The organism is Streptomyces sp. NPDC051913 (assembly GCF_044593635.1).
GTDB lineage: Bacteria > Actinomycetota > Actinomycetes > Streptomycetales > Streptomycetaceae > Streptomyces.
In genome coordinates this window covers 302,095-319,023 of the sequence record NZ_JBIUCI010000009.1, presented here as the reverse complement: position 1 = coordinate 319,023, position 16,929 = coordinate 302,095, and the positions used below count along the sequence as shown (strand labels likewise).

Below are 16,929 nucleotides of genomic sequence, written 5' to 3'. Positions count from 1 at the left end.
CCGGCATGAGCGAGAGCACGACCCGGCTGGCCGGGAAGGTCGTCGTCGTCACGGGCGCGGCCCGTGGTCAGGGTGCCGCCGAGGTGGCCGCCCTGGCCCGGGCCGGGGCCGAGGTGGTCGCCACCGACGTACGTCCGGAGGGCGACGGCTGCCGTCGCCTCGACGTGAGCAAGGAGACGGACTGGGCCGAACTGGCGTCCGAGATCGGGGAGTTGTACGGGCAGGTCCATGGCCTGGTCAACAACGCGGGGATCATCCAGCGCGGTCGACTCGGGGAGGTGACGGCCGCGGACATGGCGCGGGTGCAGGCGGTCAACACCACCGGGCCGCTGCTCGGCATCCAGTACCTCGCACCGCTGATGGCGGCGGGCTCCTCCATTGTCAACGTCGGTTCGTCCGCCGCCCTGACCGGCTACTACCCGGTCGCCTACACGGCCAGCAAGTGGGCGCTGCGCGGGCTGTCGAAGATCGCGGCGACGGAACTCGGGCCGCGCGGCATCCGGGTCAACACGATCCATCCCGGCTTCATCGAGACGGAGATGACCGCCACCGCCACGGACGCCTTCCGGACGGCGACCCTGCGGGAGACGCCGCTCGGGCGCAGCGGCACGGTCGACGACATCGCCCCGCTCGTGGTGTTCCTGATCTCCGACGAGTCGTCCTTCATCACCGGCGCGGACATTCCGGTGGACGGGGGCCTGACGGCACACGGAGGCGTCAAGTCCCTCTCGGACGCGGCGCGCCCCGAACCGGGCTGAGGGGTGGTGCCGTGCGGGCCGCCGGTCCCCCGTTCCGGCGGCCCGCACGGAAGAGGGAGAGAACCAGGCACCCCCTCCGGGCCTGTTCTCCCCCAGTTGTTGCATTCTGGAACAGCAAGGTGACACGCAGGTATGGGTACAACTGCGTATGCGAGCGGGCGGAGCGGGAACGTGGCACAGGGTCTGGGCGGGGCCTATGAACGCATGCTGTCGGTGGCCGTGGCCGCACTTCACGAACGCGATCCCGACCTGCTCTGGCCGTCGGTCGCGGCCGCCCTGCCGCAGTTGTGCGGCGGCGAGACGCTGATCTACAAGCTGGACGACTGGAGCGAGGACGGCGGCACGCTCGGTCTGTCCTCCGATGTCGCCGCGGAGTTCGGCGGTCTCGGGGACGAGGCGATGGGGCTGCTGCGCGCGGGCTATCCCTTCGCGGGGCACTACGCGACCGTGCCGGACCGCACACCGGTCACGGCCAGGACGGCCGCGGGGCGGGCGTGGGGCGCGAGCCGCACCGCCCGGCTGCTCGACGACCTCATGGACGTCGACCAGGTGCTGGGGATACCGCTGCCGGGGTCCGGTGCGCCCGTCACCGGTTGTCTCGTCTACCGCTCGGGCCGGGACTTCACCGAGGACGAGGTGCGGGTCGCGGGCCTGCTCCAGCCGCTGCTCGCCGGGATCGAGCAGCAGCGGCAACTCCTGGAACGCCTGCGGCGCACCGCCTCGCCGGACGCCGGTACGACCGAGGCGGGACTGACGCCGCGGGAGACGACCGTGCTCCTCCTGCTCACCGACGCGCTGACCGCCGCCGCCATGGCCCGCAGGCTCGGTATCTCGGAGCGGACGGTGCACAAGCACGTCGCGAACATCTACCGCAAGCTCGGCACCCACGACCGGCTCGGAACCGTGCTGCGCGCCCAGCGGTTGGGGCTGGTGCCGGCGCCCGTCTCACTGCGGTGAGGGTGTCCCGCCGCCGTTGCCCTGGAGCCGCTCCAGGTCGGACGGCCGTACCTGAATGGCGAGTACGGCGATCAGCGCGGCGACCGCGGTGAAGATCGCCGCGACGATGAACGCGGCCGAGACACCGGCGGTGAGGACCTGGTCCGCCCATTTCCCGGGCAGTTGTCCCGTGCGCTTGAAGAAGAGCTGCTCGGCCGGGGTGGCCTGCGCGAAGAACTTCTCGGTCTCGTTGCTGCTGGCCGTGCCGAACGTGGTCACCAGGATGGACAGGCCGAGCGAACCGCCCACCTGCTGGGTGGCGTTGAGCAGCCCGGAGGCCGCGCCGGTCTCCTGCACGGGCACGTCGGAGAGCGCCATCAGCGTCAGCGACACGAACTCCATGCCCATACCGAGGCTGAACACCAGCATCGGGCCGAGGACACTGCCCGCGTAGGTGGAGTGGATATCGGTCAGCGTCAGCCAGGCGAGGCCGGCCGCGGCGAGGATCGCGCCCACCACCATGAAGGGCTTGGGCCCATAGACCGGCAGGAAGCGCGAGGCCAGTCCGGCGCCGACCGCGATGACCGCGCTGACCGGCAGGAACGCGAACCCGGCCTGCAACGGGCTGAAGTCCAGGACGTTCTGCACGAACAGCGTGAGGAAGAAGAACATCCCGAAGATCGCCGCAGCGAGGCAGAGCATGATGCCGTACGTCCCCGCCCGGTTGCGGTCGGCGAACATGTGCAGCGGCGTGATCGGCTGCCGGGAGCGCCGCTCGATGAGGACGAACGCGGTGAGGACGACGATCGCCGCGGCGAACGAGCCCAGCGTGTAGGCGTCCCGCCAGCCCTCCTGGGCGGCTCTGATGAACCCGTACACCAGCAGGACCATGCCGACGGTGGAGGTGAGGGCGCCGGCGATGTCGAAGTGCCCTGGATGGCGCTCGGACTCCCTGATCCAGCGGGGTGCGGCGGCCGCGATGAGCAGTCCGATGGGGACGTTGACGAACAGCACCCAGCGCCAGTTGAGGTACTCGACGAGGATGCCGCCGGCCAGCAGTCCGATCGCGCCGCCGCCCGCCGAGACCGCGGCGAACACCCCGAACGCCCGGTTGCGTTCGGGGCCTTCACGGAACGTGGTGCTGATCAGGGCGAGGGAGGTCGGGGAGGCGATGGCGCCGCCGACGCCCTGGAAGGCGCGTGCGGCGAGGAGTTGGGCCTCGTTCTGGGAGAGGCCGCCGAGCAGGGACGCGAGCACGAAGAGCAGCACGCCCACGATGAACATCCGCCGCCGCCCGAGGATGTCGCCGGTGCGCCCGCCGAGCAGCAGCAGCCCGCCGAAGGTGAGCGTGTAGGCGTTGACCACCCAGGACAGGCTCGTGGTGGAGAAGTCGAGCGAGCGCTGGATGTCCGGCAGGGCGATGTTCACGATGGTGATGTCGAGGACCACCATCAGCTGACACGAGGCGATGACCAGCAGCGCCATGGCGTTTCCGCCACCCCCGGTGCCGGGGGTGGCCGTCTTCGCAGCGGAACTGGAGCTGGTCATGGGCGTCGCACTCTCGGGAGTGGCACCGTCACCACGGGTCAGTGAACGGCGCCGTCCACTAGACGACCGTACGCCGGTGTGACGCCCGTCACCACTCGATCGGGAAATCCGCCGACCGGCTCAGCCGATCACGAACAGCAGATCGCCGCCCTCCACCTGCTGGATCTTGTTGATGGCGAGCCGGGCGACCTTGCCCGCCTTCGGGGCGGTGATCGCGGCCTCCATCTTCATCGCCTCGATGGTGGCGATCGTGCCACCGGCCGTGACCTCGTCGCCCTCGGCGACCGCGAGGGTCACCACGCCGGCGAACGGGGCGGCGACATGACCGGGGTTGGATCGGTCGGCCTTCTCGGTGACGGGGATGTCGGAGGAGGCGGCGACGTCGCGGATCTGGATGGGCCGCAACTGCCCGTTGAGCGTGGACATCACGGTCCGCATCCCGCGCTCGTCGGCCTCACCGACGGCCTCCAGACCCATCAGCAACCGGACGCCCGGCTCCAGGTCGACGGCGTACTCCTGGCCCGGGCGCAGGCCGTAGAAGAAGTCCTTGCTGTCGAGGACGCTGGTGTCGCCGTAGGTCTGGCGGTGGGTCTCGAACTCCCGCGTGGGGCCGGGGAAGAGGAGCCGGTTGAGGGTGGTACGCCGGTCCTTCTCCAGCCCGTCGCGGTCCTCGGCCGTCAGCTGCGGTGCGGGCTTGGCGGCGGCGCGGCCCTTCAGGGCCCGGCTGCGGAACGGCTCCGGCCAGCCGCCGGGCGGGGTGCCCAGCTCGCCGCGGAGGAAGCCGATGACCGAGTCGGGGATGTCGAACCGCTCCGGCGTCGCCTCGAACTCCTCCGGCGACACCCCGGCGCCGACCAGGTGCAGGGCGAGGTCGCCGACCACCTTGGACGACGGGGTGACCTTCACCAGATGGCCGAGGATCCGGTCGGCGGCGGCGTACATCGCCTCGATGTCCTCGAAGCGGTCGCCGAGCCCGAGGGCGACGGCCTGGGTACGCAGGTTGGAGAGCTGACCGCCGGGGATCTCGTGGTCGTAGACCCGTCCGGTCGGTGAGGCGAGGCCCGCCTCGAAGGGGGCGTAGATCCGGCGGACGCTCTCCCAGTACGGCTCCAGGTCGCCGACCGCGAGCAGGTCGAGGCCGGTGGGCCGGGCGGAGTGGTCGGTGGCGGCGACGATCGCCGACAGCGACGGCTGGGACGTCGTACCGGCCATGGAGGCCACCGCCCCGTCCACGGCGTCCGCGCCGGCCTGGATCGCGGCCAGGTAGGTGCCGAGCTGGCCGCCCGCGGTGTCGTGGGTGTGGAGGTGCACCGGCAGGTCGAACTCCCGCCGCAGCGCCGATACGAGGGTGGCGGCGGCCGGCGCCCGCAGCAGACCGGCCATGTCCTTGACGGCCAGGATGTGCGCGCCGGCCTCGACGATCTGCTCGGCGAGCCGCAGGTAGTAGTCGAGGGTGTAGAGCCGCTCGTCGGGGTTCGACAGGTCGGAGGTGTAGCAGAGGGCGACCTCGGCGATCGCGGTGCCGGTCTCGCGTACGGCCTCGATGGCGGGCCGCATCTGGCCGACGTCGTTGAGCGCGTCGAAGATGCGGAAGATGTCGATGCCGGTGGCCGCGGCCTCCTGCACGAAGGCGTCGGTCACCTCGGTCGGGTACGGCGTGTAGCCGACGGTGTTGCGGCCGCGCAGCAGCATCTGGAGGCAGATGTTGGGGACGGCCTCGCGCAGGGCGGCGAGCCGCTCCCACGGGTCCTCGGCGAGGAAGCGGAGCGCGACGTCGTAGGTGGCGCCGCCCCAGCACTCCAGGGAGAGGAGTTCGGGCAGGGTGCGGGCGACGACCGGGGCGACGGCGAGGAGGTCCTTGGTGCGTACGCGGGTCGCGAGCAGGGACTGGTGGGCGTCGCGGAACGTGGTGTCGGTGACGCCGATGGTCGGTGACTCGCGCAGCCGGCGGGCGAAGCCCTCCGGGCCGAGCTCGGTGAGCTGCTGCTTCGAACCGGCGGGCGGCACCTCGCTCGTGTGCCGCGGCAGCTTGCTCGTCGGATCGATCAGCTGGGGGCGCTCGCCGTGCGGCTTGTTGACCGTGACGTCGGCGAGATAGGTGAGCAGCTTGGTGCCGCGGTCCGCGGAGGTGCGGGAGGTGAGCAGGTGCGGGCGCTGCTCGATGAAGGACGTGGTGACGCGGCCCGCCTGGAAGTCCGCGTCGTCCAACACGGCTTGGAGGAACGGGATGTTGGTGGCCACGCCGCGGATGCGGAACTCGGCGACGGCGCGCCGGGCCCGCTTGACCGCGGTACCGAAGTCCCGGCCCCGGCAGGTGAGTTTGACCAGCATCGAGTCGAAGTGGGCGCTGATCTCCGTACCGGCGTGGGTGGTTCCGCCGTCGAGACGGATGCCGGAACCGCCGGGCGAGCGGTAGGCGCTGATGCGGCCGGTGTCCGGGCGGAAGCCGTTCGCGGGGTCCTCGGTGGTGATCCGGCACTGGAGGGCGGCGCCGTGCAGGGTGACCGTCTCCTGGGACAGCCCGAGGTCGGCGAGGGACTCACCGGCGGCGATGCGGAGTTGGGACTGGACGAGGTCGACGTCGGTGACCTCTTCGGTGACCGTGTGCTCGACCTGGATGCGCGGGTTCATCTCGATGAAGACGTGGTTGCCGGCCGGGTCGAGGAGGAACTCGACGGTGCCGGCGTTGCGGTAGCCGATCTCGCGGGCGAAGCGCACGGCGTCCGCGCAGATCCGGTCGCGCAGTTCCGGGTCGAGGTTGGGCGCCGGGGCCAGCTCGATGACCTTCTGGTGGCGGCGCTGGACGGAACAGTCGCGCTCGAAGAGGTGGATGACGTTGCCCTGGCCGTCGGCGAGGATCTGCACCTCGATGTGGCGCGGGTCGACGACTGCCCTCTCCAGGAAGACGGTCGGGTCGCCGAACGCGGAGGCCGCCTCTCGGGCCGCCGCCTCGATGGACTCCCGCAGCGTGGCCGGGTCCTCGACGCGTCGCATACCGCGTCCGCCACCACCGGCGACGGCCTTCACGAACACCGGGAAGCCGATGTCCTCGGCGGCCCGCACCAGCTCGTCCACGTCGCTGGAGGGCTCGGAGGAACCGAGGACGGGCACTCCGGCCGCGCGGGCGGCGGCCACCGCCCTCGCCTTGTTGCCGGTGAGTTCGAGGATGTCCGCGCTCGGCCCGACGAAGGTGATCCCGGCTTCCTCGCAGGCGCGGGCCAGCTCGGGGTTCTCGGAGAGGAACCCGTAGCCCGGGTAGACGGCGTCGGCGCCGGCCTGCTGCGCGGCCCGGATGATCTCCTCGACGGAGAGGTAGGCCCGCACCGGATGCCCCGGCTCGCCGATCTCGTACGCCTCGTCGGCCTTGAGCCGGTGCAGTGAGTTGCGGTCCTCGTGGGGGAAGACGGCGACGGTCCTCGCGCCCAGTTCATAGCCGGCGCGGAAGGCTCGAATCGCGATCTCGCCTCGGTTGGCTACCAGTACCTTGCGGAGCATTCCCGATCCCTTCGGCCTGCCGGTGACGGACACCATGGTCGCGGCTATGGCCGCCGGGTGCCATGAGAGGCAGGTCACTCGGAAACGGAGATTTAGCCCGTTTGCCCGTTCCGCCCCCATCGGGTGTGGAGCGTGGCCGGCTTCCGGAAGACCAGACCGTAGGGCGCCGCCGGGTGCTCCGGGTCCAGGCGCAGGCCCGGGAGCCGGGCGAGCAGGGTCCGCAGGGCGATGCGGGTCTCCAGACGGGCGAGGTGCGCGGCGATGCAGTGGTGGGGGCCGTGGGCGAAGGCCAGTTGGAGGCGGGCGTTCTCGCGGCGGACGTCGAAGCGGTCCGGGTCGGGGAAGACCGCCGGATCACGGTTGGCGCCGGTGAGGGAGACGGTGACGAGGTCGCCGCGGCGGATCGTGGCCGGGCCGAGGTCGGTGTCGCGGGTGGCGTAGCGGTCGACGACGGCGGCGCCGGGTTCGAGGCGCAGGGACTCCTCGATCGCGCCGTCGACGAGGTCGGGGTCGGCCTGGACCAGGGCGAGTTGATCGGGGTGGCGGAGCAGATGCAGCAGCGCGTTGGTGATCATCGCCTCGGTGGTCTCGATACCGCCGAACATCAGGACGGCGGCGTTGGAGGCGACCTCGGGCAGGGGCAGCCGGTCGGCGGCGGAGCCGAGCAGGGAGGACGTGCCGTGTGCGGAGACGGTGGCGTCGACGGCCGTCCGCAGTTCCGCGTAGGCGGCGGTGCCGTGCGGGCTGGGCCGGTGCCCGGCGGTGATGTCGGAGACCGACGCCACGATCGCCTCGTACCAGGCCAGGACGGTGTCGGTGCCGACGCCGGAGAGACCGAGCGCCTCCGTGACGACGGCGACCGCGAGGGGGCCGGCGAAGGCGCGGCGCAGTTCGGCGGCGCCGGCCGGTGCGATGCCGGTGACGAGCCGGTCGGTCTCCTCCTCGATGAACGCGGCGAACCGGTCGTACGTCTGCCGCGGTTTGAAGGGCGCGGCGAAGGGCTCGCGGTGCCGGGCGTGCTCGGGCCCGTCGAGGGACAGCATGCTCGGGCCGACGACCTGGGCGGTGGAGAAGCGGGGGTCGTCGACGGTGAAGGTCCCGGCGTCCCGCATCACCGCGACGGCGAGATCCCGCCGGGTCACCAGCCAGCCGTTCAGTTCGGGCAGCCAGGACACGGGCTCCTGGGCCCGGAGCAGGGCGAGACGGGGGTGGGGGTCGTCGGCGAGCTCGGCGAGGGTGGTGGCGGCACCGAGGGGGAAGGGGGCGGCGGCTAGGGGCATGAGGCGTCCAGGGCAGGGGGACTTGGGGCGGTGGCGGTGGCGGTGGCGGTGGCGGTGGCGGTGGCGGTCAAAGCTATCTCTCCCGGCATGTCGCCTCCGGGTCGGGCCCGACCGCCGGTACCGGTTCCGCGAGCCTCGGCGCCGTCCCTGTCGGCCGGGTGCCGGGGTGGCGCTGGAGTGAGAGGGTCAGGGCTACCGCGAGCAGGCCCGCGCAGACGCAGGAGGCCAGGGCGTACGCGGTCCTCGGCGACGTCGGCGCGATGTGGAGGTAGACCGCCGAGACCGCGCTCAGACACACCGCGGCGGCGATGCGCTGGGCCATCTGAAGGAGGCCGCCGCCCACGCCCGCGGCCTCCGGGGGAGCGTGCTGGAGCACCTGGGCCTGGTTCGGCGAGACGGTGAGTCCCCCGGCGACCCCGCTCAGCGCCTGGGTGACCGCGAACGCGACCGGCAGGGCCGTGACCGGCGCCCGCAGCGCGAGCACCGCCCCCGCGAGCGTGGCGAAGACGCCGAGGGCGAGCCCGACGGACACCGTGCGCGGCCCGATCCTCCGCACCACTCGCCAGGCGAGCCCGGAGGACACTCCCATGGCGATCGCCGACGGCAGCGCGACCGCCGCCGTCACCAGGGCGGACAGTCCGAGCCCGTCCTGGAGGAAGACGGTGAGCACGAGGTAGGACGACAGCGAGGCGCCGAACTGGGCCATGGCGACGGCCGTGCCCAGCACGTACGGCCGGGACGAGGTCAGCGCCGGATGGAGCAGTGGCCGACGTCCCCCTCGGATGCGCAGCCGCTGGTGTGCGGTGAAGCCGGCGGTGAGGGTGGCGACCAGCGCCGCCCACCCCAGGGCCGGCCCCGCGCTGTCCGGGGTGCGGATGAACGGCACCATCAGGGCGAGGGTGCCCGCGCAGATCAGGGTCAGGCCGAGGACGTCGAGGCGGGAGTCGCGGGCGGTGCGCCGGGGCGGGGGCAGCCAGCGGGCGGCGAGGGCCAGGGTGACGAGGGCGCACGGGGTGCTCAGCAGGAGGCAGTACCGCCAGCCGGTGGTGGGCCCGAGCGCGGCGACGAGCGCACCGCCGAGCGGCGGGCCGAGCGCCGACGCCACCCCGGCCGTCACCGCGTAGCAGCCCAGCGCGCGGCCACGGTCCTGGCCCTGGAAGACGTCCTGAAGGGTGCCGATCACCTGGGAGTTGACCAGCCCGGCCGCGACGCCCTGCACCAACCGGGCGGCGATCAGGGTCCCCGGTCCGCCGCCGGTCGCGGCCGTCACCCCCGCGAGGAGGAAGACGGCCACGCCGACGAGGAAGAACCGCTTGCGCCCGTGCAGGTCGCCGAGGCTGCCGCCGGGGATCAGGGCCAGCCCGAAGGCCAGCGAGTAACCGGCGACGATCCACTGGACGTCAGCCGTCCCCGCCCCGAGCGACTCCCGCATGCCGGGCACGGCGATGTTCAGCACCGCCTGGTCCAGCAGGGTCGTCGCACCGGCGGCCATGCACACCAGCAGCACCCGCCGGGCGGCGCGGTCCTTGCCGGGAAGCATTCAGGAACGCCGCTCCGGGAGCGGACCCGTCTCGGGCGCCACGCCGATGACCTTGCGGTAGACGCGTGCGCCGTCGCCGTAGTCGTCCACGGCGTAGTGCCAGGTCGCGCGGTTGTCCCAGAGGACGAAGTCGCCGGGCCGCCAGCCGAAGCGGATGGTGTAGTCGGGCGAGGAGGCGTGCCGGAGCAGATGGTCGAGCAGCACCTTGCCCTCCGCCGGGGTCACGCCGGTGAGCCGGGTCGCCGAGGTGCTGATGAAGAGTCCCTTGCGGCCGGTGTCCGGGTGCGTGAGGACGACGGGGTGCTCGGTGATCGTGCCGGTCGCGGTCTTCCTGCTGCCCTGCGCGTAGTTCTCCGCGTTGCCGTCGTAGACCGCGCTCACCGACTCCAGGAGCACCTTGAACGGCTCGGACAGATCGTCGTAGGCCGCCTGGAGGTCCGCCCAGAGGGTGTGGCCGCCGAGTTCGGGGACCACCTCGTAGGTCAGGGACTCGATGGCGAAGACGGGGTCGCGCCACAGTCCGCCGATGTGCCAGGTGCTGGCTTTGCCGGTGTGCCGCACGTCGTACGGGTAGACCAGCGGGTGGGCCGGGTCCTTGACGGCGGTCGGGTGGTCGAAGGGTTCCGCGAACAGGCTTACGGCGGCGACGTGTTGGTCAGGGGTGAGGTGCTGGCCCCGGAAGACCAGCACCTTGTGGTCCAGGAAGGCCTGCCGCAGCGCGGCGGCGGTGGCCTGGTCGACGGGGGCGGTCAGGTCGACGCCGGTGATCTCGGCGCCGAAGCGGGGGCCGGCGCGGTGGACGGTGAGGGGAGTGACGGCGGTGGTGGTCATGACGTCCTCTCTGCGGGTGCGCAGCACAACCGGCCCCATGACAGGGCTGGTTGACGGCGAATCAGAAAAGCGCTGAGGAAGGGGAGTTGGTCGCTGACCGGTGAACGGCGGTCAGCGACAGACCTCGTCGAACTGGTCGGCGCGGCGGCTCACCCAGAACGGGTCGAGCAGCACCGTGTGTGCCTGGCCAGTGGTCTCCATGGCCCGGATCAAAGCACACGCCGGAAGGTGCGTCCACCAGGCGTCCCGCGGTGTGAGACGTCGTCCGTGTGCTGGCGCGGATCACGCGTGCTGTGGTTACCTGGCCGCATGACCGTGCTCGTGACCCGCCGCCACGTCGACTACGTGCGTGTCACCACCACGGGTTGTTCCGCCGCCAGCTGACGCCTCGCTCCGGCTTCTGAACAGCACGTTTCTCTTCCTCATCGCTGTGCGCTGACCGCTGCCCCCTGCTCCGTGCGGGGGCGCGGTCCCGCACGCCTGTCCTCCTCCGCACTCCGCACTCCGCACTCCGCACAGGGAGCAGCACCATGAGCCAGCCCATCGACTCCGTCACCGCAGGTCACACCCCCGAGGAAGCGTCCGCGGGCATCGACACCCCGGCCTGGTCGTTCGAGACCAAGCAGCTCCACGCGGGTGCCGCGCCCGACCCGACGACCGGGGCGCGGGCGACGCCGATCTACCAGACGACGTCGTTCGTGTTCCGCGACACCCAGCACGCCGCCGACCTGTTCTCGCTGGCCGAGCCCGGCAACATCTACACCCGTATCCACAACCCCACCCAGGACGTGTTCGAGCAGCGGATCGCCGCCCTGGAGGGCGGTGTCGCGGCGGTGGCGCTGTCCTCCGGGCAGGCCGCGGAGACCCTCGCCATCCTGACGCTGGCGAGCGCGGGCGACCACATCGTCTCCAGCACCTCCCTGTACGGCGGTACCTACAACTTGTTCCGGCACACGCTGCCCAAGTTCGGTATCGAGGTGTCCTTCGTCGACGACCCGGACGACGCCGAGGCGTGGCGGGCGGCGATCCGGCCCCACACCAAGGCGCTGTTCGCGGAGACGCTGGGCAACCCGCGCGGCAACGTCCTCGACGTACGCGCGGTGGCGGACGTGGCGCACGCGGCGGGGGTCCCGCTGATCGTGGACAACACGGTCCCGACCCCGTATCTCCTGCGGCCGCTTGAGCACGGCGCTGACGTTGTCGTGCACTCGGCGACCAAGTTCCTCGGCGGGCACGGCACGACGATCGCGGGTGTGGTCGTCGACGGCGGCACCTTCGACTTCGGGGCGCACGCCGAGCGGTTCCCCGACTTCACCGCGCCCGACCCGAGCTACCACGGGCTCCAGTACTGGCCCGCGCTCGGCCCGGGCGCGTACGCCATCAAGCTCCGCGTCCAGCTTCTGCGCGATCTCGGTCCCGCGCTCTCCCCGCACTCGGCTTTCCTGCTGTTGCAGGGCGTGGAGACGCTGAGTCTGCGCATCGAACGGCACTCCGCCAACGCCCAGGCCCTGGCCGAGTGGCTGGAGCAGCGCGACGAGGTGGCCGCCGTCCACTACGCGGGACTGCCGTCCAGCCGCTGGTACGAGGCGGGGCGGACGTACCTGCCGCGCGGTGCGGGCGCGGTGCTGGCGTTCGAGCTGCGGGACGGGGTCGAGGCGGGCAAGCGGTTCGTGGACGCGGTCGAGCTGTTCAGCCACCTCGCGAACATCGGTGACGTCCGCAGCCTGATCATCCACCCCGCCTCCACCACCCACAGCCAGCTGGACGAGGGCCAGTTGGCGGCGACCGGCACCTCGCCGGGCCTGGTGCGGCTGTCGGTCGGCATCGAGAACCTCGCCGACCTCAAGGCGGACCTGGAGGCCGGGTTCCGCGCGGCGAAGGGTGTCGCCGAGGGCGCGAACGAGGCCGGGTCCTGAACACCGTCCTGACGCCCTCCGAGGTTCCCCTCCCGCCGTCGGCCTCCGGGGCCTGGCGGGAGGGGGACCCGCCCGGCCGTCGCCAGTGGTACGCCCGGGAGCAGCCGCTGCCGTTGGAGGCGGGCGGTGAACTGCCGGGCGTGCGACTGGCGTTCGAGACCTGGGGGTGGCTGGCGCCGGACGCGTCCAACGCGGTGCTCGTGCTGCACGCGCTCACCGGGGACAGCCATGTCGTCGGTCCGGCCGAGCCCGGTCACCCCAGCCCCGGGTGGTGGGACGGGCTCATCGGGCCGGGGCGAGCCCTGGACACGGACCGTTGGTTCGTCGTGGCCCCCAACGTCCTGGGCGGCTGCCAGGGCAGTACCGGGCCCTCGTCGCTCACCCCGGCGGGGCGGCGCTGGGGCGGCGACTTCCCGTTCCTGACCCAGCGCGACCAGATCGCGGTGGAGGCCGACCTGGCCGACGCGCTCGGAATCGACAGCTGGGCGCTGGTGGTCGGCGGGTCGATGGGCGGGATGCGGGCGTTGGAGTGGGCGGTGACGTATCCGGAGCGGACGCGCGCGTTGTTGCTGCTCGCCACGACGGCCGCGGCGAGCGCGGAGCAGATCGCCTGGGCGACCATCCAGCTCCAGGCCATCCGCGGCGACCCGCACTGGCACGGCGGCAACTACCACGACACCGGCCGGGGCCCGCACACCGGTCTCGGCCTGGCCCGCCGGCTCGCCCATGTCACCTACCGCAGCGAGCCGGAACTGGCCGTCCGCTTCGGCCGCGCGGCTCAAGAGGACGAGGACCCGTGGAACGGTGGCCGCTACCGGATCGAGTCCTACCTCGACCACCACGCGACGAAGCTGACGCGCCGCTTCGACGCGGGCAGCTACGTCGTCCTGTCCGAGGCCATGAACAGCCACGACGTGGGCCGGGGGCGTGGCGGTCTGCGCAGCGCCCTGAGCCGGGTGACCGCACCCACGCTCGTGGCCGGCGTCGACTCCGACCGCCTCTATCCACCGTCCCAGCAGGCGGAGTTGGCGACGGCCGTCCCCGGCGCGGACCGACTCCGCCTGATCGAGTCACCGTACGGCCACGACGGCTTCCTCATCGAGACGGAACAGGTGGCGGCCCTGGTGACCGAACTCCTGGGACCGGCCGCTCCGCACCGGTGAGCGTCGCCGTCAGACGTTTCCCGTCGCAGGACACACGAACGTCCATCGGTCGTCGCGGCCGGTGAGGACGGCCCATGGCGGGCGGCGCTCGGCGGGTGCGGCGCTCATGGCCTCAGCGCCCCAGGAAGTCGGCCAGGCCCGTCAGCAGCCGGTCGACGTCCTCCGCGTCGTTGTACGGCGCGAGGCCGATGCGCAGGCCGCCGGTGTCGCCGAGGCCGAGGCGGCGGGAGGCCTCGATGGCGTAGAAGGAGCCGGACGGGGCGTGGACTCCGCGCTCGGCGAGGAAGCGGTAGGCGTCCACCGTGCCGTGGGCCGCGAAGGTCAGCAGCAGGGTGGGTGTGCGGTCCGCCGCGCGGGAGTGGATCGTGATCCCGTCCAGCGCGGCGAGGCCCTTGTCCAACTGGGTGCGCAGCGCGTGCTCGTGCGCTTCGAGTTCCGCGTAGGACGCCTCCAGGCGCTGTCGCCGGGTCCCGGTCGCCCGGGTGTCCATGCCTGCGAGGAAGTCGACGGCCGCCCTGGTTCCGGCGAGGAACTCGTAGGGCAGTGTGCCCAGTTCGAAGCGTTCCGGGACCGCGTCGGTGGACGGCAGGAGCTTGTCGGGGTGCAGCGTCTCCAGCAGCTCCGGGCGGGCGGCGAGGACTCCGTGGTGCGGGCCGAGGAACTTGTACGGGGAGCAGATGTAGAAGTCGGCGCCGAGCCGCTCCAGGTCGAGCAGGGTGTGCGCGGCGTGATGGACCCCGTCGACGTAGGCCAACGCGCCCGCCTCGTGGGCCAGTCGGGAGATCGCGGGGATGTCGGGGCGGGTGCCGATGAGGTTGGACGCGGCGGTCACGGCGACCAGACGGGTCCGTTCGGACAGTACCGCGCGGATGTCCTCGACGGTCAGCTCGCCGGTGGCGGGGTCGAAGTCGGCCCAGCGCACGGTGGCTCCGGCCCGCTCGGCGGCCTGCACCCAGGGGCGGATGTTGGCGTCGTGGTCGAGGCGGGTGACGACCACCTCGTCACCGGGTGACCAGGTCCTGGCGAGGGTGCGGGAGAACTCGTAGGTGAGCTGGGTGGCGCTGCGGCCGAAGACGATGCCGGACGCCTCGGCGCCCAGCAGCTCGGCGAGTGCAGCGCGGGTCTCGGTGACGATCGTCTCGGCGTTCCGCTCCCCCGGCACGCCGTGCCCCCGGTTCGACAGGGGGTGGGCCAGGGCGTCGGCGATGGCGTCGATGACGGGCCGGGGCGTCTGGGTGCCGCCGGGGCCGTCGAAGTGGGCCGTGCCGGCCGCGAGGGCGGGGAACCGGGCGCGGAGGGCGGCGATGTCGTACGTCACGTGCAGCTCCTTCGAGGGTGGCCGGTGCACGAGTCAACCTCATCGCCCGGCCCACGGCGACCTCGCCCCCGCGTCGGCGCCCCGAACGTCCGAGGGCCGGCCGGCGTCCCAGGAGTGACATGCCCCGCCGGGGCGTGCGGGAGAAGGGACCGGCATGACTGTCGTACGCACGCCTGCGCGGCTGCTCGCCGCGGCCGCGCTGGCCGCAGGACTGATCTGCACGGCGGGCGCCTGCGGCACGCAGGACACCGCGAGTTCCGCCGAGGGGCAGCCGGTGTGGGAGGAGCCCGCGTCCTACACCTACACCCTCACGTCCAGCGAGGGGGAACGGTCCCTCCTCGGCACCTTCCGGATCACGGTCCTGGACGGCAAGGTCACCGAGGCGGTCGGCCTCGACGACAGCGCGCGCCGGTTCGTGGCCCGAACGCCGGACCAAGCACCCACCCTGGGCGACCTGTTGGACGAGCTGGCGCAGGCCCGCCGCGACGAAGCGGACACCGCGGAGGCCGAGTACGCGACCGACGGCCACCCCGAGCGCATCTACCTGGACCGGGACGACAACGCCCTGGACGACGAGGCCCGGTACGTCATCGAGGCGTACGAACCGGCCTAGCCGCTCGTGCCGGTGAGCTGCTGGATGGTGCCGCCGACCCTGGGGCGGGCCTCCTTCAGGAGGGGCTCCTTGGCGCTGAGTGCCCAGCGGGTGCCGACGAGGTAGGTACCGCCGTACAAGGAGGCCGCGTCCAGCCAGGTCAGCTTGAGCCGCTCCTCGGGGAAGGTCGTGATGAGGTAGTCGCCCTTGGCGCTGTGGCAGGTCCCTTCGCGCAGTTCCGCCGCCTCCGTGCGGATCTTGACCTCGCAGCCGATCAGCCCGGCGATGACCTCGACCTTCGCCGGGGCCACGACCCCGGCCGACGGGGCCGCCGTCACGACGGTGTCGGCGGCGGCCTTCCGTGCGGCGTCCGCCTCGCCCCCGCCGCAGCCCGCGGTCAGGGGGAGCAGGGCCAGGCTTCCGACCGCTGCCGCCGTGCGCAGCAGTGGTGAGGGGGACCGGGGCACGTACCTCTCCGTTCCGGGCGTGGGGATCCAGACGTCCACTGGTACGGGAGAGCCGCCGGGGCCGTTCAGCGGATGCTCATGGCGCCGAGCAGCTGGAGCGAGGCGGCCGTCGGCGAACCCGGCTCGACGTTGTAGACGCACAGGGTCTGGTCGGTGTCGCCGGGCGGCTCGAAGGACTCGTAGGAGAAGTGGAGTTCACCGACGAGGGGGTGGTGGTAGTGCTTGGTGCCATGGGTGCGGTGCAGCACCCGGTGGTCGTTCCACCAGCCGCTGAACTCCAGGCACTTCAGGGTGAGTTCGCCGACGAGGTCGGCCAGCTGCCGGTCCTGCGGGTACCGTCCGGCCTCCAGGCGCAGCACGGCGACGGTGTCGGTGGCGATCTGCTCCCAGTCGCCGACGCGGGTACGGGCCTCGGGGTCGAGGAGGTAGTAGCGGGCCAGGTTGCGACGGTTCGCGGGCAGTGCCTCGAAGTCGGTGAGGACCTCGCGGGCGAGACGGTTGGCGGCCAGGACGTCGGTACGGCGGCCCAGGACGAACGCGGGCACGTGGTCGAGGGTCTGGAGCATCAGGTGCAGGCCCGGCCTGACCCGCTGCGGGGCGACCGGGGCGCGGCGCGGTGCGGACGGGCGGGCCAGCAGGTCGGTGAGGTGCTCGCGCTCGGAGAGGTCGAGCTGGAGGGCGCGGGCGAGTGCCTCGACGACCTCGGGTGAGGGGTTCTGGGCGCGGCCCTGTTCGAGGCGGGTGTAGTACTCGGTGCTCACCCCGGCCAGGCGGGCCGCCTCGTCGCGGCGCAGTCCGGGCACCCGGCGGGCCCGGCCGTCCTCCGGCAGCCCGGCCCGGTCGGGGGTGAGGCGGGCCCTGCGGGAGCGCAGGAAGTCGGCGAGTTCTCTGCCACGGTCGTCCATGCCCTCCAGTCTGACGAACGCGGTCGGGGCCCGCCCCGGCGTGGGTGGTCCTGCCAGTACCTGCCTCGCGGACACCTGCCCGGCCAGGGCACTTTCCGGCGCCCCGCGCGGGCTCGGCGGGCGGTTGTCTTGAGGTGGGCCACAGCGGCCCGCTTCTTCTCTCATCGCTTCGGAAGGCAT

Annotated in this window: 13 protein-coding genes; 5 read left to right on the top strand and 8 right to left on the bottom strand. The window is 72.4% G+C overall.

Features of this window, described 5'->3' with window-relative positions; translation table 11 throughout:
- Positions 1-5: 5 nt before the first annotated feature.
- Both ACIHIX_RS27885 and ACIHIX_RS27880 read left to right on the top strand, forming a co-directional pair.
- The gene (locus ACIHIX_RS27885; RefSeq protein WP_399960743.1) at positions 6-758 is read left to right on the top strand and encodes an SDR family NAD(P)-dependent oxidoreductase; all 753 of its coding nucleotides are present in this window, start codon (positions 6-8) and stop codon (positions 756-758) included.
- Positions 759-929: 171 nt separating this feature from the next.
- Complete coding sequence (locus ACIHIX_RS27880; RefSeq protein WP_399960741.1) at positions 930-1,715, top strand: LuxR C-terminal-related transcriptional regulator; 786 nt, start codon at positions 930-932, stop codon at positions 1,713-1,715.
- Here ACIHIX_RS27880 and ACIHIX_RS27875 read toward each other — a convergent pair.
- The 5 genes from ACIHIX_RS27875 to ACIHIX_RS27855 form a co-directional block, all read right to left on the bottom strand.
- Positions 1,704-3,179 (bottom strand): MFS transporter, encoded by a 1,476-nt coding sequence (locus tag ACIHIX_RS27875; RefSeq protein WP_399960855.1) that lies wholly within the window; start codon positions 3,177-3,179, stop codon positions 1,704-1,706. The genes ACIHIX_RS27880 and ACIHIX_RS27875 overlap by 12 nt on opposite strands.
- Before the next feature lie 183 nt (positions 3,180-3,362).
- Positions 3,363-6,737: a pyruvate carboxylase gene (locus ACIHIX_RS27870; RefSeq protein ID WP_399960738.1), complete on the bottom strand. Its 3,375-nt coding sequence runs from the start codon at positions 6,735-6,737 to the stop codon at positions 3,363-3,365.
- Between the two features lie 92 nt (positions 6,738-6,829).
- Positions 6,830-8,017: a cytochrome P450 gene (locus ACIHIX_RS27865; protein WP_399960736.1), complete on the bottom strand. Its 1,188-nt coding sequence runs from the start codon at positions 8,015-8,017 to the stop codon at positions 6,830-6,832.
- A 73-nt stretch (positions 8,018-8,090) separates the two neighbouring features.
- Complete coding sequence (locus ACIHIX_RS27860; RefSeq protein WP_399960734.1) at positions 8,091-9,557, bottom strand: MFS transporter; 1,467 nt, start codon at positions 9,555-9,557, stop codon at positions 8,091-8,093.
- Positions 9,558-10,388 carry a TauD/TfdA dioxygenase family protein gene (locus tag ACIHIX_RS27855; protein ID WP_399960732.1) on the bottom strand — a complete coding sequence of 277 codons (831 nt, stop codon included), beginning with the start codon at positions 10,386-10,388 and terminating at the stop codon, positions 9,558-9,560.
- 530 nt (positions 10,389-10,918) lie between these two features.
- Between ACIHIX_RS27855 and ACIHIX_RS27850 the strand changes: the two genes are divergently transcribed.
- Positions 10,919-12,304, top strand: a complete 1,386-nt coding sequence (locus tag ACIHIX_RS27850) for a bifunctional o-acetylhomoserine/o-acetylserine sulfhydrylase (protein WP_399960730.1) — start codon at positions 10,919-10,921, stop codon at positions 12,302-12,304.
- On the top strand, positions 12,301-13,467 hold the full coding sequence (locus ACIHIX_RS27845) for a homoserine O-acetyltransferase (RefSeq protein WP_399960853.1): 1,167 nt from the start codon (positions 12,301-12,303) through the stop codon (positions 13,465-13,467). Before ACIHIX_RS27850 ends, ACIHIX_RS27845 begins: the two co-directional genes overlap by 4 nt.
- 112 nt (positions 13,468-13,579) lie before the next feature.
- On the opposite strand, the gene ACIHIX_RS27840 is transcribed toward ACIHIX_RS27845, so the two are convergent.
- Positions 13,580-14,785, bottom strand: coding sequence for a cysteine desulfurase-like protein (locus ACIHIX_RS27840; RefSeq protein ID WP_399960728.1), 1,206 nt, complete (start codon positions 14,783-14,785; stop codon positions 13,580-13,582).
- 154 nt (positions 14,786-14,939) lie between these two features.
- On the opposite strand from ACIHIX_RS27840, the gene ACIHIX_RS27835 reads away from it, so the two are divergent.
- Positions 14,940-15,398, top strand: coding sequence for a DUF6174 domain-containing protein (locus ACIHIX_RS27835; RefSeq protein WP_399960726.1), 459 nt, complete (start codon positions 14,940-14,942; stop codon positions 15,396-15,398).
- On the opposite strand, the gene ACIHIX_RS27830 is transcribed toward ACIHIX_RS27835, so the two are convergent.
- A complete protein-coding gene (locus tag ACIHIX_RS27830) occupies positions 15,395-15,844 on the bottom strand; it encodes a hypothetical protein (protein ID WP_399960724.1) in 450 nt (149 codons plus the stop codon). The two genes, ACIHIX_RS27835 and ACIHIX_RS27830, sit on opposite strands and share 4 nt — an antisense overlap.
- A gap of 65 nt (positions 15,845-15,909) precedes the next feature.
- The gene (locus tag ACIHIX_RS27825; protein WP_399960723.1) at positions 15,910-16,749 is read right to left on the bottom strand and encodes a helix-turn-helix transcriptional regulator; all 840 of its coding nucleotides are present in this window, start codon (positions 16,747-16,749) and stop codon (positions 15,910-15,912) included.
- Positions 16,750-16,929: the final 180 nt, after the last annotated feature.